This window comes from Pollutimonas thiosulfatoxidans, assembly GCF_004022565.1.
GTDB classification, from domain to species: Bacteria; Pseudomonadota; Gammaproteobacteria; order Burkholderiales; family Burkholderiaceae_B; genus Pusillimonas_D; species Pusillimonas_D thiosulfatoxidans.
The window spans coordinates 1,479,416-1,500,981 of record NZ_CP022987.1 but is presented as its reverse complement, the minus strand read 5'-3'; the positions used below and the strand labels follow the sequence as shown (position 1 = coordinate 1,500,981).

At 59.4% G+C, this 21,566-nt stretch carries 24 protein-coding genes; 20 read left to right on the top strand and 4 right to left on the bottom strand.

Features of this window, described 5'->3' with window-relative positions; genetic code table 11:
• Positions 1-3 precede the first annotated feature (3 nt).
• Positions 4-909: a cysteine synthase CysM gene (cysM, locus tag CKA81_RS07170; RefSeq protein WP_128354690.1), complete on the top strand. Its 906-nt coding sequence runs from the start codon at positions 4-6 to the stop codon at positions 907-909.
• Here the strand turns inward: cysM and mltB are convergent.
• Entirely contained in the window at positions 902-2,134 is a 1,233-nt protein-coding gene (gene mltB / locus CKA81_RS07165) for a lytic murein transglycosylase B (protein ID WP_128354689.1), read from the bottom strand. The genes cysM and mltB overlap by 8 nt on opposite strands.
• A 10-nt stretch (positions 2,135-2,144) precedes the next feature.
• Here mltB and CKA81_RS07160 point away from each other — a divergent pair, with 10 nt between their 5' ends.
• From CKA81_RS07160 to CKA81_RS07130, 8 genes are all read left to right on the top strand, one after another.
• Positions 2,145-3,068, top strand: coding sequence for a histone deacetylase family protein (locus tag CKA81_RS07160; RefSeq protein ID WP_128354688.1), 924 nt, complete (start codon positions 2,145-2,147; stop codon positions 3,066-3,068).
• Positions 3,069-3,125: 57 nt separating this feature from the next.
• Positions 3,126-3,875 carry an electron transfer flavoprotein subunit beta/FixA family protein gene (locus CKA81_RS07155; protein ID WP_128354687.1) on the top strand — a complete coding sequence of 250 codons (750 nt, stop codon included), beginning with the start codon at positions 3,126-3,128 and terminating at the stop codon, positions 3,873-3,875.
• Positions 3,876-4,805 (top strand): electron transfer flavoprotein subunit alpha/FixB family protein, encoded by a 930-nt coding sequence (locus CKA81_RS07150; protein ID WP_128354686.1) that lies wholly within the window; start codon positions 3,876-3,878, stop codon positions 4,803-4,805.
• 15 nt (positions 4,806-4,820) lie between these two features.
• A complete protein-coding gene (locus CKA81_RS07145; RefSeq protein WP_128354685.1) occupies positions 4,821-6,635 on the top strand; it encodes an acyl-CoA dehydrogenase in 1,815 nt (604 codons plus the stop codon).
• A gap of 94 nt (positions 6,636-6,729) precedes the next feature.
• Entirely contained in the window at positions 6,730-7,371 is a 642-nt protein-coding gene (locus CKA81_RS07140; RefSeq protein WP_128354684.1) for a peroxiredoxin, read from the top strand.
• Positions 7,372-7,565: 194 nt separating this feature from the next.
• Complete coding sequence (locus CKA81_RS17065) at positions 7,566-7,742, top strand: hypothetical protein (RefSeq protein ID WP_164878364.1); 177 nt, start codon at positions 7,566-7,568, stop codon at positions 7,740-7,742.
• Positions 7,743-7,893: 151 nt separating this feature from the next.
• Positions 7,894-8,283 (top strand): 50S ribosomal protein L19, encoded by a 390-nt coding sequence (gene rplS / locus CKA81_RS07135; RefSeq protein ID WP_128354683.1) that lies wholly within the window; start codon positions 7,894-7,896, stop codon positions 8,281-8,283.
• Between the two features lie 61 nt (positions 8,284-8,344).
• Complete coding sequence (locus CKA81_RS07130; protein WP_128354682.1) at positions 8,345-9,082, top strand: CoA pyrophosphatase; 738 nt, start codon at positions 8,345-8,347, stop codon at positions 9,080-9,082.
• Positions 9,083-9,112: 30 nt separating this feature from the next.
• Here CKA81_RS07130 and rsgA read toward each other — a convergent pair whose 3' ends face one another.
• Both rsgA and CKA81_RS07120 read right to left on the bottom strand, forming a co-directional pair.
• Entirely contained in the window at positions 9,113-10,018 is a 906-nt protein-coding gene (rsgA, locus tag CKA81_RS07125) for a ribosome small subunit-dependent GTPase A (RefSeq protein ID WP_128354681.1), read from the bottom strand.
• The gene (locus tag CKA81_RS07120; RefSeq protein WP_128354680.1) at positions 10,011-11,255 is read right to left on the bottom strand and encodes a M48 family metallopeptidase; all 1,245 of its coding nucleotides are present in this window, start codon (positions 11,253-11,255) and stop codon (positions 10,011-10,013) included. The genes rsgA and CKA81_RS07120 overlap by 8 nt, the downstream gene beginning before the upstream one ends.
• Positions 11,256-11,303: 48 nt before the next feature.
• On the opposite strand from CKA81_RS07120, the gene orn reads away from it, so the two are divergent.
• Positions 11,304-11,849 (top strand): oligoribonuclease, encoded by a 546-nt coding sequence (gene orn, locus CKA81_RS07115; protein WP_128354679.1) that lies wholly within the window; start codon positions 11,304-11,306, stop codon positions 11,847-11,849.
• Here orn and paaX read toward each other — a convergent pair.
• A complete protein-coding gene (gene paaX / locus CKA81_RS07110) occupies positions 11,839-12,798 on the bottom strand; it encodes a phenylacetic acid degradation operon negative regulatory protein PaaX (protein ID WP_128354678.1) in 960 nt (319 codons plus the stop codon). The genes orn and paaX overlap by 11 nt on opposite strands.
• A 145-nt stretch (positions 12,799-12,943) precedes the next feature.
• Here paaX and paaA point away from each other — a divergent pair, with 145 nt between their 5' ends.
• The 10 genes from paaA to acpS all read left to right on the top strand — a co-directional run bounded on the left by paaA (position 12,944) and on the right by acpS (position 21,557).
• Positions 12,944-13,936, top strand: a complete 993-nt coding sequence (paaA, locus tag CKA81_RS07105) for a 1,2-phenylacetyl-CoA epoxidase subunit PaaA (protein WP_128354677.1) — start codon at positions 12,944-12,946, stop codon at positions 13,934-13,936.
• A 49-nt stretch (positions 13,937-13,985) separates the two neighbouring features.
• The gene (gene paaB, locus CKA81_RS07100; protein WP_128354676.1) at positions 13,986-14,273 is read left to right on the top strand and encodes a 1,2-phenylacetyl-CoA epoxidase subunit PaaB; all 288 of its coding nucleotides are present in this window, start codon (positions 13,986-13,988) and stop codon (positions 14,271-14,273) included.
• 8 nt (positions 14,274-14,281) lie between these two features.
• Entirely contained in the window at positions 14,282-15,046 is a 765-nt protein-coding gene (paaC, locus tag CKA81_RS07095; protein ID WP_128354675.1) for a 1,2-phenylacetyl-CoA epoxidase subunit PaaC, read from the top strand.
• A complete protein-coding gene (gene paaD, locus CKA81_RS07090; RefSeq protein WP_128354674.1) occupies positions 15,040-15,552 on the top strand; it encodes a 1,2-phenylacetyl-CoA epoxidase subunit PaaD in 513 nt (170 codons plus the stop codon). Before paaC ends, paaD begins: the two co-directional genes overlap by 7 nt.
• 4 nt (positions 15,553-15,556) lie before the next feature.
• Positions 15,557-16,639 carry a 1,2-phenylacetyl-CoA epoxidase subunit PaaE gene (gene paaE, locus CKA81_RS07085; protein WP_128354673.1) on the top strand — a complete coding sequence of 361 codons (1,083 nt, stop codon included), beginning with the start codon at positions 15,557-15,559 and terminating at the stop codon, positions 16,637-16,639.
• A 95-nt stretch (positions 16,640-16,734) separates the two neighbouring features.
• Complete coding sequence (paaN, locus tag CKA81_RS07080) at positions 16,735-18,399, top strand: phenylacetic acid degradation protein PaaN (RefSeq protein WP_128354672.1); 1,665 nt, start codon at positions 16,735-16,737, stop codon at positions 18,397-18,399.
• Positions 18,400-18,423: 24 nt separating this feature from the next.
• Positions 18,424-19,212, top strand: coding sequence for a 2-(1,2-epoxy-1,2-dihydrophenyl)acetyl-CoA isomerase PaaG (gene paaG / locus CKA81_RS07075; protein ID WP_128354671.1), 789 nt, complete (start codon positions 18,424-18,426; stop codon positions 19,210-19,212).
• A complete protein-coding gene (gene paaI, locus CKA81_RS07070; protein ID WP_128354670.1) occupies positions 19,212-19,688 on the top strand; it encodes a hydroxyphenylacetyl-CoA thioesterase PaaI in 477 nt (158 codons plus the stop codon). Before paaG ends, paaI begins: the two co-directional genes overlap by 1 nt.
• A gap of 43 nt (positions 19,689-19,731) precedes the next feature.
• Positions 19,732-21,048 (top strand): phenylacetate--CoA ligase PaaK, encoded by a 1,317-nt coding sequence (gene paaK / locus CKA81_RS07065; protein ID WP_128354669.1) that lies wholly within the window; start codon positions 19,732-19,734, stop codon positions 21,046-21,048.
• A 71-nt stretch (positions 21,049-21,119) separates the two neighbouring features.
• Positions 21,120-21,557: a holo-ACP synthase gene (gene acpS, locus CKA81_RS07060; RefSeq protein WP_128354668.1), complete on the top strand. Its 438-nt coding sequence runs from the start codon at positions 21,120-21,122 to the stop codon at positions 21,555-21,557.
• The last annotated feature ends 9 nt before the right edge of the window (positions 21,558-21,566 follow it).

The following is a 21,566-nucleotide window of genomic DNA, read 5'->3' as shown; positions in this document are numbered from 1 at the left end:
GGCATGAAAAAGTACATGACTATCCAAGACACCATCGGTGCTACGCCACTGGTAAGCCTGCAACGCATTCCCGGCGATGTCGGACAAAAGCGAGGCAACGTCATCCTGGCCAAGCTGGAGGGAAACAACCCCGCCGGCTCGGTCAAGGACAGGGCCGCCAGCGCCATGATCCGCCACGCCGAAGAGCGCGGCGAGATCAAACCCGGCGACACGCTCATCGAGGCCACCAGCGGCAATACCGGCATTGCCCTGGCCATGACGGCGGCTATCCGCGGCTACAAGATGGTCCTCATCATGCCCGATAATCTGTCGGTCGAGCGTCGCGCTTCCATGACGGCGTATGGCGCCGAATTGATCCTGACACCCGCCAGCCAGGGCGGCATGGAATACGCCCGCGATCTGGCCGCAAGCATGCAGGCCGAAGGCAAGGGCAAGGTGCTGGACCAATTCGCCAACGAAGACAACGTGCGGGCCCATATCGAAACCACGGGGCCCGAACTGTGGCAACAGACGGACGGCCAGATCACCCATTTCGTCAGCGCGATGGGCACCACGGGCACCATCATGGGTGTGGGTTCGTATTTGCGCTCACGCAATGAAAATATCCAGATCGTCGGCGCGCAGCCTGCCGAAGGCTCTCAGATACCCGGCATCCGCAAATGGCCCGAGGCCTATCAGCCGCGCATCTATCAGCCCAGCAAGGTCGACAGTTTCGAACTGATCGCCCAAGCAGACGCCGAGCAAATGGCGCGCCGGCTGGCAGCCGAGGAAGGCATATTCGGCGGTATATCGTCCGCCGGAGCCCTGATCGCCGCCTTGCGCGTCGCTGCAAGGGTAGAAAACGCCACCATCGTCTTCATCGTATGCGATCGTGGCGACCGCTATCTTTCTACGGGCGTTTTCAATTAGGCCAGCCGTAGCCCATGCGATCGGCCAGGGCGTGGGCCAGATCCGCAACTGAGCTTGCATAGAAGTAGCTACGGTTGTAGTGCGTGATGGCAAAGAAGTTGGGTGTGCCGATACGGTACTCGGCCAGCTTGCGCGGTTCGTCCACCAGGTCGACCACGCCCAGCTTATGCTGCTGCCAGGGCGCAGCCGCGCCAGCTTCCGACGCATGGCTTACAGGGCGCAGCGCCGCCGTGCTGGCGGCTGTTGGAGTGCGCAGCGTGGCTCCGGCCGCTTCCAGTTGCGCCCAATCGTAGGTGGGTATCAGGCCACCTGCGACCAAAGAGGCCGCATTGGGCCCCGCCGCGGCCGGCGCAAATACCGGCAGCCCTGGTACCCAGCCATGCAGCCGCAAGAATCGCGCGACCGAGGCAATGGCATCGTCGACGCTGTAAAGCAAATCGATGCGGCCGTCGCGGTCGCCGTCGGCGGCATAGCGCATCAGGCTGCCCGGCATGAATTGCGGCAAGCCCATTGCGCCGGCAAACGATCCGCTGACCTCCAGGGCGTTCAACTGTTTTTTGTAGTCCAGCTCGATCAGGTCTGCCAGTTGATCTCGAAATAACTGGCTGCGTTCCGGCCGACTGGGGTCGGGATAGCGAAAGCCCAGCGTCGTCAAGACATCCAGCACTCGGAAGCTACCGGTGTTGCGGCCATAAACGGTTTCGATGCCGATGATGGCCACGATGATGGACGGTGGCACGCCGTAGGTCGTGGCGACGCTATCGAGAGTGCTGCGGTTTTCGCTCCAGAAGCGTTCGCCGGCGTTGATGCGTATGGGTTCGACGAAGCGATTGCGGTAAGTGACCCAACTGCGCCGTATGCGATTGCCCGAAGGCGTCATCAACTTGACGGCGGCCGCGTCATAGTTGGCCGTGCGCAGTAACGCCTCTACGTGCGACAGCGGGACACCGCGAGCGTTCGCGACTTCGCGCGCATAAGCCTGCAAGTTGGGGGTAAGGTCGCCGTTGGCCTGACGAAAAACTGCAGAGCCCGGTGTGGAGATCCCGGCCTGGATGGACGGCGCTGGTGCTGGAAGGGAAAGCGGTTGAGCGGTATTTTGTGTGACCGCGGTGGCGGGCACGACTTGCATTGGAGCGGGGGCTACTGCTGCTGTTTGATTGGCGGCACAACCCGCGAGAAGCACTGCTATACAGCCGACTTGCAAACTACGGACCGGTTTGAACATAATCATCCTTATGGAGACTCTATATATTACTCATCCCGCATGTCGGCTGCATGAAATGGGCAGCGGCCATCCCGAATGCCCCGAGCGCCTGGACGCGCTGAACGACCAACTGGTGGCCAGCGGCATCTTGGACTTTGTCGATCAATGCCAGGCCGAGCCCGCATCCGATGCCGACTTGCTGCGTGTGCACGCTGCCGAGCATCTGGCGTACCTGCGTCGGCACGCGCCGGCCAGTGGCTATTTTGCGGTAGATGAGGACACCGCCATGAATACGCACACGATCGAAGCAGCATGGGCGGCCGCCGGTGCGGGTATTACCGGAGTGGATGCCGTAATGGGCAATACGCACCGCAAGGCCTTTTGCGCGGTACGCCCACCCGGCCACCATGCGCGCCATGCTCAGGCGATGGGCTTCTGCTTTCTGAATAATATTGCCGTTGCGGCAGCTTATGCTCTGGAACAGCATGGGCTGGAGCGCGTGGCTGTGGTCGATTTCGATGTGCATCACGGTAACGGCACCGAAGAAATGTTCGCCGGCGATGAGCGCGTCCTGATGTGCAGCTTTTTCCAGCATCCGCTCTTTCCGAACAGCCATCAGCAGCCGGCCGCGGCCAATATGCTCAATATCCCGATCGATGCCTACAGCAAGGGCGATGACATCCGCATGCTGTTCAGCGACGTGCTGTTGCCCCGCCTACAGGCCTTTCGCCCGCAACTGATCTTGATTTCGGCCGGCTTCGACGGGCACCGGGAAGACGAAATGGGGCAACTGGGTTTGGTTGAGGCCGACTATGCCTGGATGACCAGCCAGTTGGTCGCGCTTGCGGACGAAACTGCCTCGGGCCGGATCGTCAGCTTTCTTGAAGGCGGCTACAGTTTGTCAGCTCTTGGGCGCAGCGTGACCGCTCACATCAGGGCTCTGGCAAAGCTGTAGAATAAGAGACTTTGTTCTGTACGAATTTTGCTTTTTAGTTTTTCTGGAGAAGGCTCGATGAAGGTTCTGGTACCTGTCAAGCGTGTGGTTGATTACAACGTCAAAGTGCGCGTCAAATCCGATCAAACAGGCGTGGACATCGCCAATGTCAAAATGTCCATGAATCCGTTTGACGAGATCGCGGTCGAAGAAGCGACCCGTCTGAAAGAAAAGGGCGTCGTCACTGAAGTTGTGGCTGTGTCTTGCGGTACTGCCCAATGCCAGGAAACTTTGCGTACCGCCATGGCAATTGGCGCCGATCGCGCCGTGCTGTTGCAGACCGACGTCGAGCTGCAGCCATTGGCGGTTGCCAAGCTGCTGAAGGCGCTGGTCGACAAAGAACAGCCGCAACTGGTTGTTCTGGGCAAGCAGGCTATTGACGACGACGCCAATCAGACCGGCCAGATGCTGGCGGCATTGCTCGACTGGCCGCAAGCGACTTTTGCCAGCAAGGTTGAGGTCTCGGGCGATTCGGTTACGGTCACACGCGAAGTGGACGGTGGCCTGGAAACGCTGTCCCTGAAACTGCCTGCCGTCATCACGACCGACCTGCGCTTGAACGAACCGCGTTACGTCACCTTGCCCAACATCATGAAGGCCAAGAAGAAGACACTGGACACCCTTACGCCGGAAGAGCTTGGCGTTGACGTCACGCCACGCCTGAAAACGCTCAAGGTCACAGAGCCGCCCGCCCGCTCGGCCGGCATCATGGTGCCTGATGTGGCGACGCTCGTGGACAAACTAAAGAATGAAGCAAAGGTGGTTTAAATGACAATATTGGTAATTGCAGAACACGATAACGCCGAACTCAAGGGCGCTACGCTGAACACCATCGCCGCAGCAGCGAAGGTTGGCGGCGACATTCATGTGCTGGTGGCAGGGCAAGGCATCCAGGCCGTAGCCGACCAGGCCGCCCAGGCAACGGGTGTTGCCAAGGTGCTGCTGGCTGACGGACCGGCACTGGCCGACGGCCTGGCCGAGAACGTTGCCGCGCAGGTGCTGGCGGTGGCTGGCTCGTACAGCCATATCTTTTTCCCGGCGACTGCGGCTGGCAAGAATGTGGCGCCTCGCGTTGCAGCCAAGCTCGATGTCGGCCAGGTCTCCGACATTATTTCCGTCGAATCCCCCGACACTTACACCCGACCCATTTATGCAGGCAACGCCATTGCCACCGTGCAGGCTTTGGATACCGTCAAGGTCATCACCGTCCGTACGACCGCTTTTGATGCCGTGGCGGCACAGGGTGGCAGCGCAACGGTCGAGCCCATTACCGCTGTCGGTGATGCGGGCGTGTCTTCGTTTGTGGGCCGCGAGGTGGCCAAGAGCGATCGGCCCGAGCTGGCCGGAGCGCCCGTTGTTGTGTCCGGCGGCCGCGGCATGGGCAGCGCCGAGAACTTCAAGATACTGGATCCGCTGGCCGACAAGCTCGGGGCAGCACTGGGCGCCTCGCGCGCGGCGGTTGACGCCGGTTACGCACCCAACGATTGGCAGGTCGGCCAGACCGGCAAAATCGTAGCGCCGCAGTTGTACGTAGCGGTGGGTATTTCCGGTGCCATACAGCATTTGGCCGGCATGAAAGATTCCAAAGTCATCGTTGCCATCAACAAGGATGCCGAGGCGCCTATTTTTGGTGTCGCCGACTATGGGCTGGTCGCCGATTTGTTCCAGGCGGTACCGGAACTGGTTGACGCACTGTAAATATTCGGAGACACCATGAGCTATCGCGCACCCATCCAGGATATCCGTTTCAATCTCAGGCACTTGGCTGACCTGCAAGGCGTACTGGCCCTGCCGGGTTTTGAAGAGTTGTCAGAAGATCTCGTGGATGCGGTGCTCGACGAGAACGCCCGCTTTGTCGAGCAGGCGATTGCGCCACTGAATCGCAGCGGCGACACTGCGCCAGCCACATGGTCCGACGGCAAGGTCACGACCTCACCCGGCTTCAAGGAAGCCTTCGAGGCCTTTGCGCAAGGCGGTTGGCAAGGTCTGCAACACGACGTCGAATGGGGCGGCCAGGGTCTGCCCAAGCTGGTCGGCGCTCCGGCCAGCGAGAACATCAACGCGGCCAATCTCGCTTTTTCCCTGTGTCCCTTGTTGACGGACGGGGTGATCGAAGCCCTGACGGCGGTAGGCAGCAAGGCCCAGCAGTCCTTGTTCATCCCACCCATGCTGGAGGGCCGCTGGACAGGCACCATGAACCTGACCGAGCCGCAGGCAGGCTCTGATCTGGCACAGGTGGCAACCAAGGCCGTGCCGCGTGGCGAGGGCGTCTACGGGCTTTTCGGCCAGAAGATCTTCATCACTTATGGCGAGCACGACATGGCCGAGAACATCGTCCATCTGGTGCTGGCCCGCACGCCCGACGCGCCCAAAGGGGTGAAGGGCATTTCGCTGTTCATCGTGCCCAAGTTTTTGGTCGATGCCGATGGCTCGCTGGGCGAACGCAACGATGTCGTGTGCGCCTCGCTAGAGCACAAGTTGGGCATACATGGCAGCCCGACAGCAGTGCTGATGTACGGCTCGAACGGTGGCGAAGGCGCCACCGGTTATCTGGTCGGCGAAGAGAACCGCGGGCTGGAATACATGTTCATCATGATGAACGCCGCCCGCTATGCGGTGGGTGTTCAGGGCGTGGCCTTGTCCGAACGTGCCTTGCAGCAGGCCACGGCCTATGCAAACGAGCGCGTGCAAGGGCAGGCGCTGGAAGGTTCGGCGGGGCCTGTCACGATCGCCCATCATCCCGATGTACAACGCATGCTGCTTACCATGCGCGGTCTTACCGAAGGTGCCCGCGCACTGGCTTATGTGGCGGCGGCGGCTTGCGATAAATCGCGCCGTCATCCGGATCCTGCCGAGCAGGAACGCAACAAGGCGCTGTACGAGTACCTGGTGCCTGTCGTCAAGGGCTTTTCCACTGAAGCCTCGGTAGAGGTCGCCTCGCTGGGCGTGCAAGTCCATGGCGGCATGGGCTTTATCGAAGAGACCGGCGCCGCGCAGTACTACCGCGATGCCCGCATCTTGCCGATTTACGAAGGCACCACGGCCATACAGGCCAATGATTTTGTCGGCCGCAAGATTCTGCGCAACGGTGGCCAGGTCGCAAGGCATCTGGCAGCCGAGATGCGCGCTACGGTGTCCGAGTTGCAGGCCGCGGCCAGCGCATCTACAGATCACTCCGATGGCCTGGCCTTGATAGGTCGGCGGCTGGATGCTGCGGTGACTGCCTACGAGCAAGCAACCGAATTCGCTTTGAAAAATAGCCAGGCATCCTTGCCCGCAGTGTTCCTGGGCAGCGTGCCTTACTTGATGCTTGCTGGCGTGGTGCATGCCGGCTGGCAATTGGCCAGGGCGGCGCTGGTTTGCAGTCAGCCTTCGGTACAGCAGCAGGCGCCGGAGTTCTGCCGGCAAAAGCTCGCAACCAGTGTATTTTATGCCGCTCACATCCTGCCGCGTGCCCAGGCCTGCGCCCAAGGCATCACCGAAGGCGTGGTGGCGAATCGGTACGCTGCTACAACCATCGGCATATAAAGTTATACAAAAAACGTATTTCCTTTGGTTTGCTTATGCTGCCACAATATAAGGGATACGATTTCCTTGTTGTTTTATTTTCAAGAGAGCTGCCATGACGACACTGCGTTTGGGCGATACCGCCCCCGATTTCGAACAGGATTCCTCCATTGGCAAGATTCGTTTTTACGAGTTCTTGGGCGACAGCTGGGGCGTTCTGTTTTCGCACCCGGCCGATTTCACACCTGTGTGCACGACCGAGCTGGGTTACACGGCCATTGTGTCCGGCGAGTTTGCCAAGCGTAATGCCAAGGTCATCGCGGTGTCGGTGGACGATGCCGAATCGCACCGCAAATGGATCGAAGACATCAACGACACCCAGAAGACCAAGGTCGAGTACCCCATTCTGGCCGACGAGGACCGCAAGGTGTCGACCTTGTACGACATGATCCACCCTAATGCCAGTACCACGGCAACTGTGCGTTCGGTGTTCATCATCGACCCCAACAAGAAGATACGCCTGACGCTGACCTACCCGGCAAGTACCGGCCGCAATTTCAACGAGATCTTGCGTGTGCTCGATTCGCTGCAACTGACAGACAGCCACAGCGTGGCCACGCCGGTCAACTGGGAAGACGGCGACGACGTCATCATCGTTCCTTCACTGAAAGACGAAGCCGTGCTGAAAGAAAAATTCCCCAAGGGCTATACGGAAGTGCGTCCTTACTTGCGCGTTACGCCGCAGCCCAATAAGTAAGGCCAGCCTCAGGCCCTCGCGGCCTTTTTGCTTGCTTGCCACACAGACCCGCCCGCTAGGAAGCCGGCGGGTTTTTTATTGGGTGATGACAGGGCCTGCACGCCGCTTGAAAATAGTGCTTGCATTCGATGCTGTTTTTTTATACAGTACATTTATAGAAGTACTGTGTTTAACAACAGTTATCCGAGACCACTATGAAAACACTAAAAACAGACAACACACCTTCCAAATGGCCTTTCCCAGCCCGTCAGGGCAATGGCCGCCCGGCCAATCTTACGCGCGGCGCCATGGTGGCCGATATCTGTCTTGTGGCGGTATGGGGTGCCAGCATTCCGGGGCTGATGTGGCTGGGTGTGGCAAGCGGCTTTTAAACCGGCCCATTTACTTGTACAATAGCAGGCTTTGCTAACTCATCCTCTGACGGCTAGCGTAGTATTGCCAGTATGGCAGCACAGCAGCACCGGTCGTAAACCCCGCGAAAAAAACCGCAGCCGCATCAAGATGAAACCTGGAGTGTTCATTGTGAACCTTATCGAAACCATCGAACAAGAAGAAATCGCGCGCCTTACCGGCGGCGAAGCCCGGCCACAGTTTGGCCCCGGCGACACCGTTATTGTTAACGTGAACGTAGTCGAAGGCACGCGCAAGCGCGTTCAGGCCTACGAAGGCGTTGTTATTGGTCGCCGCAATCGTGGCCTTAACTCGTCATTTATCGTGCGCAAAATTTCTTCCAACGTTGCCGTAGAGCGTACCTTCCAGCTTTACTCGCCCCAAATTGCCAGCATCGAAGTCAAGCGCCGCGGCGACGTCCGTCGTGCTAAACTTTATTACCTGCGTAGCCGTTCGGGTAAGGCTGCACGTATCAAGGAAAAACTGGTCCGCAAGTCGGCCAAGAAGGCTGCTGTTCAATAAGCTGCCCGCTCCCGATACACTGCAAAGGCACCCGCACGGGTGCCTTTGGTTTTTTGAGTCTATGGCTGAAACCCCTGTACCTTCTCGACCCCGACGCATCGCTGTACCGGCGGGTTTTGACCCGCAAGTCCAGCCTGTCGTGCCCAGCAAATCCCTGCCGCCGCTATCCACCTCCAGCATCGAGCTGGACTTCATACGGACCGCTTTCCAAACCCCGGTGTCGTGGCAGGTAGAACCCATTTTTTCGGATGCCTTCAGCGAGGACGTCTATCGACGCCCCGATATCACTCAGGCCGCCGTATTCTTCCCGTTGATTCAACGTCCTTCCGGCCTGCATGTGTTGTTTACCCGCCGGGCTTCGCATCTATACGATCATGCGGGGCAGATATGCTTCCCGGGTGGCCGCATCGAGCCGAGCGACGCTGACGCCATAGCGGCCGCCTTGCGCGAAACGCAAGAAGAAATCGGGGTTGATCCTGAATTCATACAACTGATCGGCACACAACCCGGCTTTCTGACCTCGACCTGCTTTACGATGAAGCCCGTGATAGGGCTGATACGCCCCGGGTTCACGATTACACCCGACCTCACCGAAGTGGCTGACGTATTCGAGGTGCCTTTGTCTGTACTGATGGACACCCGCTTGCATCAGCTGCACGAGGCGCAACTGCCGGGCGGCGGCCATCGCTTGTATTTTTCCATCAACTGGCAAACGTACTTCATCTGGGGCGCCACGGCCGCGCTGATCCGCAACTTCTATCATTATCTCGCAGCGGCGCAGGCCAGGCTGGGGCGCTGAACGCCAGCACCCGCGTAGCGATCTGGTCTGTCAGTACCGGCCTTGGGCCTCGTTTTCGGCCAGTATGCGTTTGTAAAGCTCGTGGCGTTCTACCGGAATGTCGCCGCGTTCCAGGGCCGCCAGCACGCCGCATCCCGGCTCATGCCTGTGCGTGCAATTGTAGTAACGGCAATGCGCGATGCCATCTACGAATTCTGGAAAGCCGCGCTCGATATCGGTCGCATTAAGGTGATACAGACCAAAGGCCTGGAAGCCCGGTGAATCGATGATGTCGCCCGAGCCGTCCGGAAGATGGTAAAGCCGTGTACTGGTGGTGGTGTGTTTTCCGGCCCCCAGGGCTTCCGAGTGCGCCTGCGTGTGCGCACCGGCATCGGGCACCAGCACATTCAGCAAGGTGGATTTTCCCATTCCGCTTTGTCCCAGCAAAAGGCTGCAGCGGTCCTTCAGCAGGGGGTGCAGAATGGCGCGCAGTTCATCGGGCGCATAAGCGCTGAGTTCGATAATCGGGATGCCGGCATTGGCCAGCTTGTCCAGCCGCTGACGAGCGCGCGGCAATGCGTCCTGCAAGTCGACCTTGTTCAAGAGGATGACAGGCTCGATGTCGGCACTGCGCGCGGCCACCAGTGCGCGGCCAAGAAGATCATCGGAAAACAGCGGCTCTGGCGCCACCACGATAAGCAGCTGATCGACATTGGCCGCGAACTGCTTGGTGCGCATGTCGTCCGAGCGGTACAGCAGGTTGCGTCGCGGCAGCACTTCATCGATTGCGCCTTCGCGCTCTCCCTGGGGCGAGATGAGAACCTGGTCGCCGACCGTTGCGCCGGCCTTTTTGCCACGCGGAAAGCATTTTCGGACGCTGCCGTCCGTCAGTTCCACGGTGTAATGTCGCCCGTGCGCAGCAATAATGCGGCCGCGCAGCGCAGTGGCCTTATCCATGTTTCAGATGCTGGATGCGTATCACAGCCGGTGGATGACTGTCGTAAAAGGCCGAGTGGACCGGGTCGGGTGTAAGCGTTGCGGCGTTATCGTCGTAAAGCTTCACCAGGGCCGATACCAGCCAGTCCGGCGAGCACTGATGCGCCGCATAGCGATCGGCCTGGAATTCGTCGCGCCGCGATAGCCAACTGGCCACAGGCGTGACCCAGAACGTGAAAACAGGTATGACCAAAAACAGCAAAATCAGCGCGAGCGCGTCGTTGGGCCGGCCCAGTTGCGGCACCACGCCCAACCCGGTATAGAACCACACCTGATTCGATAGCCAGCCCAGCAAGACGAAGAAACCCAGGGCCACGCTGAAGGTTACGATCATGCGCTTGATGATGTGCTTGTGCTTGAAGTGGCCCAGCTCGTGCGCAAGCACCGCTTCGACCTCGTCGACGTTCAGGCGGTTGAGCAGGGTATCGAAGAAGACAATGCGACGGCTTTTGCCGAAGCCCGTGAAATAAGCATTGCCATGGGCAGATCGTGTTGAGCCGTCCATCACGAACAGCCCCCGCAGCGAGAAACCGCAGCGCTTGGCCAGGGCCTGGATGCGTTGCGCCATTTCGGGGTTGTCCAATGGCGTGAAGCGATTGAACATGGGCGCGATCACGGTCGGAAAAAGCCATAGCATCAGGATATTGAACGCCACCCAAATGCCCCAGGCCCACCATATCCAGTTTTCGCCTGCATTGCCCATAATCCACAGCACGCCTGCGGCCAGTGGTGTGCCAAACAGTAGGGTAAGGAAGAGGGCCTTGGCGGAGTCGATGATGAACAGACGCGGCGTCATGCGGTTAAAGCCAAACCGGGCCTCCAGACGAAACTTGCGCCAGGCCGAAAATGGCAGGCCAATAACGCCCATGATGGCCAGCACGGCCCCCAGCAATGCCAATTGACGCAGCATCTCGTTGTCGATAAGCAGCCCCAGTTGTGCATCCAGGAACTGCAAGCCGCCCAGCAAGGTAAAGCCCACCAGGGCGGCAGCTTCCACCACGCGCTCCAGCATGCCGAACTGCATCTTGGCAGCGGTGTAGTCGGCCGCCCGCTGATGGCTGTGCAAGCCGATGCGATCCGAGAACTCGGCTGGCACTTGCCCGCGATGCGTCTGAACATGACGTATCTGGCGGGCGGCCAGCCAGAACCGGACCGCAAGGTCGGTAAGAAGGAGGGCAACGAACAGCAGAGTAAACATAGGATCCGGGGGCGTATGCGAAAATCAGTGTTTTAAGGAAAAATTGATATGGCGACGAATGATCAGCGTTTAGTGTGGCTCGATATGGAAATGACCGGGCTGGACCCTGAAAAAGAACGCATTATTGAAGTCGCCGTGGTGGTCACCGAGCCCGATCTGTCGTTTGTCGCGGAAGGCCCGGTACTGGTTATACACCAAAGCGATGCGCTGCTTGATGCCATGGATAAATGGAACCAGTCCACCCATGGAAAAAGCGGCTTGATCGACAAGGTCAAGGCTTCGACGCTGACGGAAGCCGAGGCCGAAGACCAGTTGCTGGCCTTTCTGGCCCAGCATGTGCCTTCCGGAAAGTCGCCGATGTGCGGCAATACCATCGGCCAGGATCGCCGCTTCATGGTCAAGTATATGCCCCGTCTCGAGGCCTATTTTCACTATCGTAATCTGGACGTCAGTACCTTGAAAGAGCTGTCTTTGCGCTGGAAGCCTGAAGTGTACAAGAGCTTTGTGAAGCAAAGCCGACACGAGGCGCTGGCCGATATCTACGAGTCCATCGAAGAGCTCAAGCACTACCGCGAGCACTTCATCAAGCTGTAGCCATCGCAGCCGGCGTGGTGTCAGGCCGGCCGCCGAAGCGCTGCAGTACATACGGCTTGAGAGGCTGGTATCGAACCGGGTCTTGCCCCAGTACCTGATCCAGATGCTCTTCGGCCAATTCGAAGACCGTCCAATACAGTTCGCCGCATAGCTCACGCGCCTTGTGGCCCGGCCAGTTTGTCGGCAACATCTGCGTGGGCAGTTGCGGGTCATGCAGCACGATGCGGCGCCATTCGTGCAGCGTCAGCGCCCTGAGGGCGAAGGCCTGCGATGGCCGCATCTGCGCAGTGGCGGATGCCAGCATCGGGCCAAAGGTGGTGCAAAACGACTCGTACTGCTGCGCCACCCCGTCAAGATCCCAGCATTGTGAGATCAGCATACTGATCTGCAGACCCTTGCTGTGGTTCAGCTCGTGGGCGCCCAACATCAGCGCATGATCGTTCAGCTTGAGCTTGTCCAGCACTTTTCTGGCGACGGTGGTTTGATCGCGGGGCAGGGCGAAGACGCCGGGGGCGATGGCCCCGAAGCCGGCCCAGATCAGTTCGCGCCGCAATTCGCCGCGGCGGTCCATGCTGCCATTGCCGAAGCGGGGCAATATCACCAGTGTCCAATCACCGTCCCACTGCTCTGACGAACCGTCATAGATGCGTCCCGATGCCTGGCGGGTCAGTTCCAGCCCCTGGTCGCTCAGGCGGTAAAGGCTGCGCCGCCCGTGGCGTTCTGATTGCAGCCAGTGTTGGGCAACCAGCCGAAATACGCTGGTGCGCAGCAAACGCTCGTTGATACCCAGGGGCGTGACCAGCTCGATCAGGTCGCTAAGCCATATGCTGCCGCCATGCGGTTCAATGGCGTCACCCAGCAGCGTGACGCACAAAGACTTGGCCCGCGGCGGGTCGCGCTCGAGCAAAGCATGTATCAGGCGTTGCAAGGGGGTGGGCGTGTCCTGCATGACATCCTTATCCTTTTACTGGCAGGCCATCTTATCCGAAAGCCTTGAAAACCCTATTTGATACTAAATATTGATTGACAGCAATATTTTTGTATTAAATAATCAAGGGTATGGATAAGGCCCTCCGGCCGTCAAGGAGACATTCATGTACGCGCAATTAGTCGAAACCGGTGTCAAGAGCGTTCGTTCCGTAGACGAACTGACAGGGCTGGAACGCTCATTTCAGGAACGTGTGGACGAAGGCGTGCGCATCGAGGCCAAAGACTGGATGCCCGAGGCTTATCGCAAAACCCTGGTCCGTCAGATTTCGCAGCATGCGCATTCGGAAATCGTCGGCATGCTGCCCGAGGGCAACTGGATAACCCGCGCGCCCTCACTGAAGCGCAAGGCCATTTTGCTGGCCAAGGTGCAGGACGAGTGTGGGCATGGCTTGTATTTGTACAGCGCTGCCGAGACCCTGGGCGTGTCGCGCGACGACCTGGTCGCCGACCTGCATTCGGGCAAGGCCAAATACTCAAGTATCTTTAATTATCCGACGCTTACCTGGGCCGACATCGGCATGATTGGATGGCTGGTTGACGGCTCGGCCATCATTAACCAGATACCGCTATGCCGTTGTTCTTATGGTCCTTACGCCCGGGCCATGGTGCGCGTCTGCAAGGAAGAGTCTTTCCATCAACGTCAGGGCTACGACCTGCTGATCCAGATGTGCCTGCACGGTACGCAAGCGCAAAAGGACATGTGCCAGGAAGCGTTCAACCGCTGGTGGTGGCCCGCCCTGATGATGTTCGGGCCGTCGGATGCCGATTCCCCCAACAGCGCACAGTCCATGCAATGGCGCATCAAGCTGTTTTCAAATGACGAGCTCCGTCAGAAGATGGTGGACCAGACCGTGCCTCAGGCCGAGTACCTGGGCCTGACCGTGCCCGACCCCGACCTCAAATGGAACGAAGAGCGCGGCCATTACGATTTCGGCGAAATCGACTGGTCCGAGTTTTACGCAGTCATCAAGGGTCACGGCCCTTGCAACCGCGAGCGTCTGCAGATGCGGGTCGATGCTCACGAGAACGGTGCCTGGGTGCGGGATGCATTCATGGCGCATGCCGACAAGCAGGCGCAACGCAAGGCAGTTGCCTGATCGCTTTTTTTCAATGCCGGCATAGTGCGCGGCAGCAAGGATACAAGTCATGAGCCAGAACGGATGGCCTCTTTGGGAGGTCTTTATTCGCAGCCAGCATGGGTTGGCCCACAAGCATGTAGGCAGTTTGCATGCGCCCGACGCCGAAATGGCAATCAACAATGCACGCGATGTCTATACGCGGCGCAACGAGGGTCTAAGCATCTGGGTGGTGCGAGCCGCCGATGTGGTCGCCAGCAGTCCGGGCGACAAGGAACCTTTGTTCGAGCCTGCCAACAGCAAGATATATCGGCATCCCACCTTCTTCCCCATGCCCGAAGAAATCAAGCACATGTAGGAGGCCGTATGGAGCCAGCCCTGTTTCAGTATCTGCTACGTCTGGGTGACAGCAACCTCGTGCTGTCGCACCGGCTGTCCGAATGGACCGGTCATGGACCGGCCCTGGAAGAAGATCTTGCCATGACCAACATCGCGCTCGACCTGCTGGGGCAGGCGCGCATGTGGTTGACCTTGGCCGGTGAAGTCGAAGCCCAAGGACGCGATGAGGACCAACTGGCCTATTTGCGCGATGCGCCCGACTACCGCAATTACTTGCTAGTCGAGCGGGACAACGGCCATTACGGCGATACCATCGTGCGTCAATTCCTTTTTGATGTCTGGCATTACTTTCTGCTCGAGAAGCTGGAGCGTTCCAGCGATGAGCGCGTGGCGGCAATCGCCGAGAAATCACTCAAGGAAGTTACCTACCATGTGCGTCGGTCCGGCGACATCATGGTGCGCCTGGGTGACGGCACAGCCGAGAGCCACCGCCGCATGCAGGCGGCGCTGGACAACGCGTGGCGCTTTGCCGGCGAGCTGTTCGTCGACGACGACATCACACTGGCCTTGGTCGATGCGGGCGTGGTGCCCAGCCATGCCAGCTTGTGGCCCGATTGGCTGGCGCATGTGTCCCAGACACTTGCCGAGGCCACACTGAACATGCCGGCGCCCGACGAAGCCAATCATCTCGCATACCGTGGCGGCATTCATGGTCGCCATACCGAGGCCTTGAGCCTGATGCTGGCCGAGATGCAGCATCTTCAGCGCGCGTATCCCGGAGCCGTATGGTGACCACCGCTACCACCCCCGTAGCCATCGAACAGGTCCGCAGTTGGTTGACCGAGGTGGCCGATCCGGAAATCCCGGTGTTGTCCATCGTCGACCTGGGCTTGATCCGCGAGATCGCCTGGGACGGCGACACCTGCGTGGTCACCATTACCCCGACGTATTCGGGCTGTCCCGCGATGGAAGTCATTGAGTCCGATATCCGCGGTGTATTGCAAGCCCGCGGCATTTCGTCGGTTCGTGTGGAAAGCCGCTTGTCGCCGGCATGGACAACAGACTGGATGACCGAGAAAGGCCATGAGGCGCTACGAGGTTATGGCATTGCGCCGCCCGGCCAGAAGGCGATCGACATTTCGGGTCTGACACGGCGCAACCCCGAGGTGGTCGTGCCTTGTCCCTTATGTGGCTCCGGCCATACGCGGCTGATCAGCCATTTCGGTTCGACTGCATGCAAGGCTCTGTACCGCTGCAACGGTTGCGGCGAACCCTTTGATTATTTTAAGGCGCATTAGATTCATGAGTCAGTTCTATCCATTGAAAGTGGCATCGGTAGCGAAGAACACGCGCGACGCCGTGGTCGTGACCTTCGATGTTCCCCAGGAGCTGCACGACGCCTTTTCCTTCCGTCCGGGCCAATACCTGACCTTGCGCACGCAGGTTCAGGGCGAGGAACTGCGACGCTCCTATTCCATCTGTGCCGCGCCGCATGACCGCCAACTGCGGGTTGCCATCAAGCGCCTGAATGACGGGGCGTTTTCCACTTGGGCAAACGAAACGCTCGCGCCAGGCCTGTCGCTGGATGTCATGCCGCCCGATGGCCACTTCACGGTGGAATTTGACTCGGCCAAGCAACGCCGCTATGTTGCCTTTGCCGTTGGCAGCGGCATAACGCCGATTCTGTCTCTGATAAAGTCGGCGCTGGATACCGAACCGCGCAGCAGTTTTACCTTGTTCTATGGCAATCGTGCCTCGTCGGCCGTGCTGTTCCGCGAAGAGATCGAAGACCTCAAGAATCGCTATATGGAGCGTTTTTCGCTGGTGTATGTCATGAGTCGCGAGCATCAGGACATTGAGCTGTTCAATGGACGACTGGATGGCGACAAGGTCGATCAGTTGTTGAGTGCCTGGATGGATCCCACCCTTATCGACTATGCCTTTGTCTGCGGTCCTCAGGATATGACCGAATCGGTTATCGAGGCGCTCCAGGGCAAGGGACTGGACAAGTCCCGCATTAAATTCGAGCTCTTTGGTTCACCCAAAGGGCCGCGTGCCTTGCGCACCGGCCAGGAAGCCCGCAAGGCACCAGGTGCCGAGCTGTGCGAGCTGACCGTGGTGCAAGACGGCCTGACGCGCACACTGACCATCGAAAAAAACAAAGACAGCGTGCTGGATTCGGCGCTGGCCCAGGGTATAGAACTGCCCTATTCTTGCAAGGGTGGTGTCTGTTCCACCTGCCGCTGCAAGGTGACAGAGGGCGAAGTCGACATGGATGCCAACTTTGCGCTTGAAGACTACGAAGTCGCACGCGGGTTCGTCCTAAGTTGCCAGAGTTTTCCGGTTACCGATAAGCTGGTGATCGATTTCGACCAAGAAACCTGATCGCATTTTGCCGGACGGGCCGAGCGCATCGGCCCGTCCGTTATTCATTTCAAGGCCGTCGCTGACTGCTGTCGGCCTTACAACAGGAGTGCACTGTGTCCACCGATTTTTTCAAAGTTCACCAGGAGGTTCTCGAGCAGGCTGTTGCCGCGGCAGCGACGCGCGACTACTGGAGCCCATATCCCGAGTCTCCCAGCCCACGGGTCTATGGCGAAACAGCGAACGAGGAGGGCCGTGCGGCATTCGAGGCCTATCACGGCAAGGATTTTCCGCTGCAGCTGGACGGCGCCACCGGTCAGTTTGGCAAGGAGGTCTCGCCCTTCGGTATCGAGCTGGGCATCCGCTATCCCCAGGTTCCTGCCGCCACGCTGATTGCCCAGTCGCAGGCCGCGCTGGAAACGTGGCGTGAGGCGGGTCCGCAGGCCTGGGCCGGCGTCAGCGTTGAAATCTTGAAGCGTGTGAACCAGCGCAGTTTTGAAATGGCCTACGCCGTGCAACACACCACGGGCCAGGGTTTCATGATGGCCTTTCAGGCCGGTGGCCCACACGCTCAGGACCGCGGTCTGGAAGCGGTGGCATACGCCTGGAATGAGATGGCGCGCATACCCGGTGAAGTCACCTGGGAGAAGCCGCAAGGCAAGCACGATCCTATCCGCATGCAGAAGCGCTTTACCATCGTGCCGCGCGGCGTAGCGCTGGTGATCGGTTGCTCGACCTTCCCCACCTGGAATGGCTACCCCGGTTTCTTTGCCAGCCTGGCGACGGGCAATGCGGTTATCGTCAAACCCCACCCCGGCGCGATTCTGCCCCTGGCCATCACGGTGTCCATTGCGCGCGATGTACTAACCGAAGCCGGCTTTGATCCTAATGTTGTCTTGTTGGCCGTGCATGATGCCGGCGACGACACCGCCCAGACGCTGGCATTGGATCCCGCCGTCAAGATTATCGATTTCACTGGTAGCAGTGCCAATGGCAACTGGCTTGAAGCCGAAGCCAGCCAGGCGCAGGTCTATACGGAGAAGGCCGGCGTCAACCAGGTCATTATCGACTCCGTCGACGATTTCAAGAGCGTGGCGCGCAATCTGGCGTTTTCCTTTTCACTGTATTCCGGCCAGATGTGTACCGCGCCGCAGAACATTTATGTGCCGCGCGACGGTATTGCGACTGCCGACGGCCGCATGAGCTTTGACGAGGTGGCGGCGGGCTTGGCCCAGGCGGTTGCCAAGCTGGTTGCGGATCCAGCCAGGGCGGTCGAGATCACTGGCGCCATACAGAACGCCGGTACGCTGGAACGCATCGAGACGGCGCGCAAGCTGGGTTTGCCAATATTGGCAGATAGCCAGTCGCTCACGCACCCGCAATTCGAAGGCGCCAAGGTGCAGACACCGCTGGTACTGCAGGCCGACGCCGACAACGATGTGATCATGCGCGAATGGTTCGGTCCTATCGTGTTCGTCGTGGCTACCGACTCCACGGAACACAGCCTGCAACTGGCTCAGCGCACTGTCATCGAGCATGGCGCCTTGACGCTGGCTGCCTACACCACTGACCAGTCCGTGGCCAAGCAAGCAGAGAAAGCCGCCGAGCGGGCAGGGGTGTCGCTGTCGCTGAACCTTACCGGCGCCGTATTCGTGAACCAGACCGCCGCCTTCAGTGACTTCCACGGTACGGGCGCCAACCCGGCAGCCAATGCTTCCTTGTCCGATACGGCTTATGTGGCCAATCGTTTCCGCGTGGTGCAAACTCGCTGGCACGTATAAATAAAACGACAACACGGAGACATCATGAGCTACGAAAGTATCTTGTTTGAACTGAAGGACGGCATTGCACGCATCACGCTGAACCGGCCAGAGAAACTGAACAGCTTCACGGCCGCCATGCATGGCGAGCTGTCCGATGCTGTTGGCCGGGTAGAAAGCGAAGGGGCACGCGTGCTGGTCATCACCGGCAACGGTCGCGGCTTTTGTGCCGGGCAGGATCTGTCCGAGCGACAAATGAGCGCGGGCGCCGCGCCCGTCGACTTGGGAAGCACGATAGAAAAATACTATGCACCCATGGTCCGTCGTTTGCGCGCCTTGCCGCTGCCAGTGGTGGTGGGCATCAATGGCGTGGCGGCGGGTGCAGGTGCCAATTTGGCCCTGGCTGGCGATATCGTCATTGCGTGTGAGTCGGCCAGCTTCATCCAGCCGTTCTGCCGCCTGGGCTTGCTGCCCGATACCGGCGGCACCTATGTCTTGCCCAGGCTGGTCGGGCAGGCGCGCGCGGCCGGGTTGGCTTTGCTTGGCGACAAGCTCAGCGCCCGCAAGGCCGAACAATGGGGGCTGATCTGGGAATGTGTGACAGACGATCAACTGAGCGCACGCCTGGATGAGCTAGCCCAGCATTTTGCCGCGGCGCCTACCAAGGGCCTGGCCTATACCAAGCGCGCGCTCAATCAAAGCCTGGCCAACACCCTGGATCAGCAACTTGATCTGGAGCGCGACCTGATGCGCGAACTGGGCGCAACGGCCGACTACGCCGAAGGCGTATCGGCTTTTCTTGGTAAACGCCAGCCTGTGTTCAAGGGTAAATAATGAGCTTGCCTTCTTCCGTCGCCGCCGCTGCCGGCGCGTCGACCTTGCCCGATGATCCCCAGGCACTGGCCGAGCTTACTGCCAGAACCATGTATGACGGCGATGCCGCCTCAAAGGCACTGGGGGCCAAGGTGGTGTCCGTGGCGCCTGGCGCCGCATCCATGAGCATGACCGTACGCACCGATATGCTTAACGGTCACAAGACCTGTCATGGCGGCTTCATATTTGCCTTGGCCGACAGCACCTTTGCCTTTGCCTGTAACTCGCGCAATGCCACCACGGTGGCATCGGGCTGCACCATCGATTTTCTGGCACCCGCCTTCCAGGACGATGTATTGACGGCAACGGCCAGCGAGTACTCACTGGCAGGCCGTACGGGTGTCTACGATGTACAAGTGACCAATCAGGACGGCAAGCGAATTGCCATTTTTCGTGGCCGTTCGTACCGCATCAAGGGCCAGGTCGTGGCCGACTGAATTCCGTGCAACTAATTTAAACAGCAAAGGGTAGGAGTGGAAAATGTCTGAATCCGAATCGTCGGGCGCCGGTCGCGACGCCATAGAGCATGCCAGTAAAGACGAGTTGCAGAACCTTCAGCTGGAGCGCATGAAGTGGTCCTTGAAGCATGCTTACGATAATGTGCCGCATTATCGACAGGCGTTCGATCAGGCAGGCGTACATCCGGACGATTTGAAACAGCTATCCGATCTTTCACGCTTTCCGTTCACGACCAAGCAAGACCTGCGCGATAACTATCCCTTCAAGATGTTTGCCGTCCCGCGCGAGCAGGTGCTGCGTATTCATGCATCCAGTGGCACCACAGGCAAGCCCACGGTGGTGGGCTACACGGCCAAGGACATCAGCGTCTGGGCCGACCTGGTCGCGCGCTCGATTTGGGCCGGCGGCGGTCGGCCGGGAGACATCGTCCACGTGGCCTATGGCTATGGACTGTTCACAGGCGGCTTGGGGGCGCATTACGGAGCCGAGCGCCTCGGTTGTTCAGTCGTGCCCATGTCCGGCGGACAGACCGAGAAGCAGGTGCAACTGATCACCGACTTCCAGCCAGACATCATCATGGTCACGCCTTCCTACTTCTGCAATATTATCGAAGAGATGGAACGGCAGGGCATAGATCCGAGCAGCAGTTCCTTGCGTATTGGCATATTTGGTGCCGAGCCGTGGACCGGGCAGATGCGCCAGGACATTGAGCAGCGCGGCGGCATAGATGCGGTCGACATTTATGGCCTGTCTGAAGTCATGGGGCCGGGTGTGGCAATGGAGTGTGTCGAATCCAAGGATGGCCCGGTCGTGTGGGAAGACCACTTTTATCCAGAGATCATCAACCCGAACACGGGCGAGGTGGTGCCCGATGGCGAGGAAGGCGAGCTGGTGTTCACGTCCTTGACCAAGGAAGCCATGCCCGTGATCCGCTATCGCACCCGCGATCTCACGCGCTTGCTGCCGCCCACATCACGCAGCATGCGCCGCATCGGCAAGATCACCGGTCGCAGCGACGACATGCTCATCGTACGCGGGGTTAATTTGTTTCCCACCCAGGTCGAAGAGATCGTTCTGAAAACGCCCGAGCTCGCTGCACAGTATCAGTTGGTGCTGACGCGCAGCGGCAATATGGACGAACTGGAGATCCTTACCGAGGTGCGGCCCGAGTTCGATCACCTTAGTGTGGCCGATCGCGATGTCGTCGCCGGCAAGCTCAAGCACGCCATCAAGACCTATATCGGGGTTTCGGCCCGCGTTACGGTGCAGTCGGCCGGACTGGTAGAGCGTACGCTGACCGGCAAGGCCAGGCGCGTGGTCGACAAGCGCCAGCGCTAGTACGGCAGGCCCGGCGCCAGCGTAGCGAACAAGGTATCATTTAACGTTCGATCAGGCTTACGGACGGACGAATGGATGCGCGGGAAGGTGTAGCTGCTGCGTTGGGTGGGATAGGCGTGGATTTACTGCGGGTTGACCGCATCGGGCAGGTATATGCCCGCCACGGTGACCGTTTCGCCCGGCGCATACTGGGCCCGCAAGAGTTTGAAAAATTCCTGCTGCGCCACGGGCGCGACCCAGCCCGCGGCCTGCGCTTCCTGGCCTCCCGATTTGCCGCCAAGGAAGCCTTCTCCAAAGCCATAGGCCTGGGCATGCGCAGTCCCATGACCTGGTCCCGCATGCAGACGCTTAACGAACCCAGCGGCAAGCCGCGGGTACAGCTGACCGAACCCCTGGCTGGCTGGTATGCGCAGCGCTTTGGCGCAGCTCATGTTTCAATTACCGACGAGAGCGATATGGTCGCGGCATTTGTCGTGGTCGAAGCCCTGAACTCATCCCGCAAGGTTTAACGGAAAACT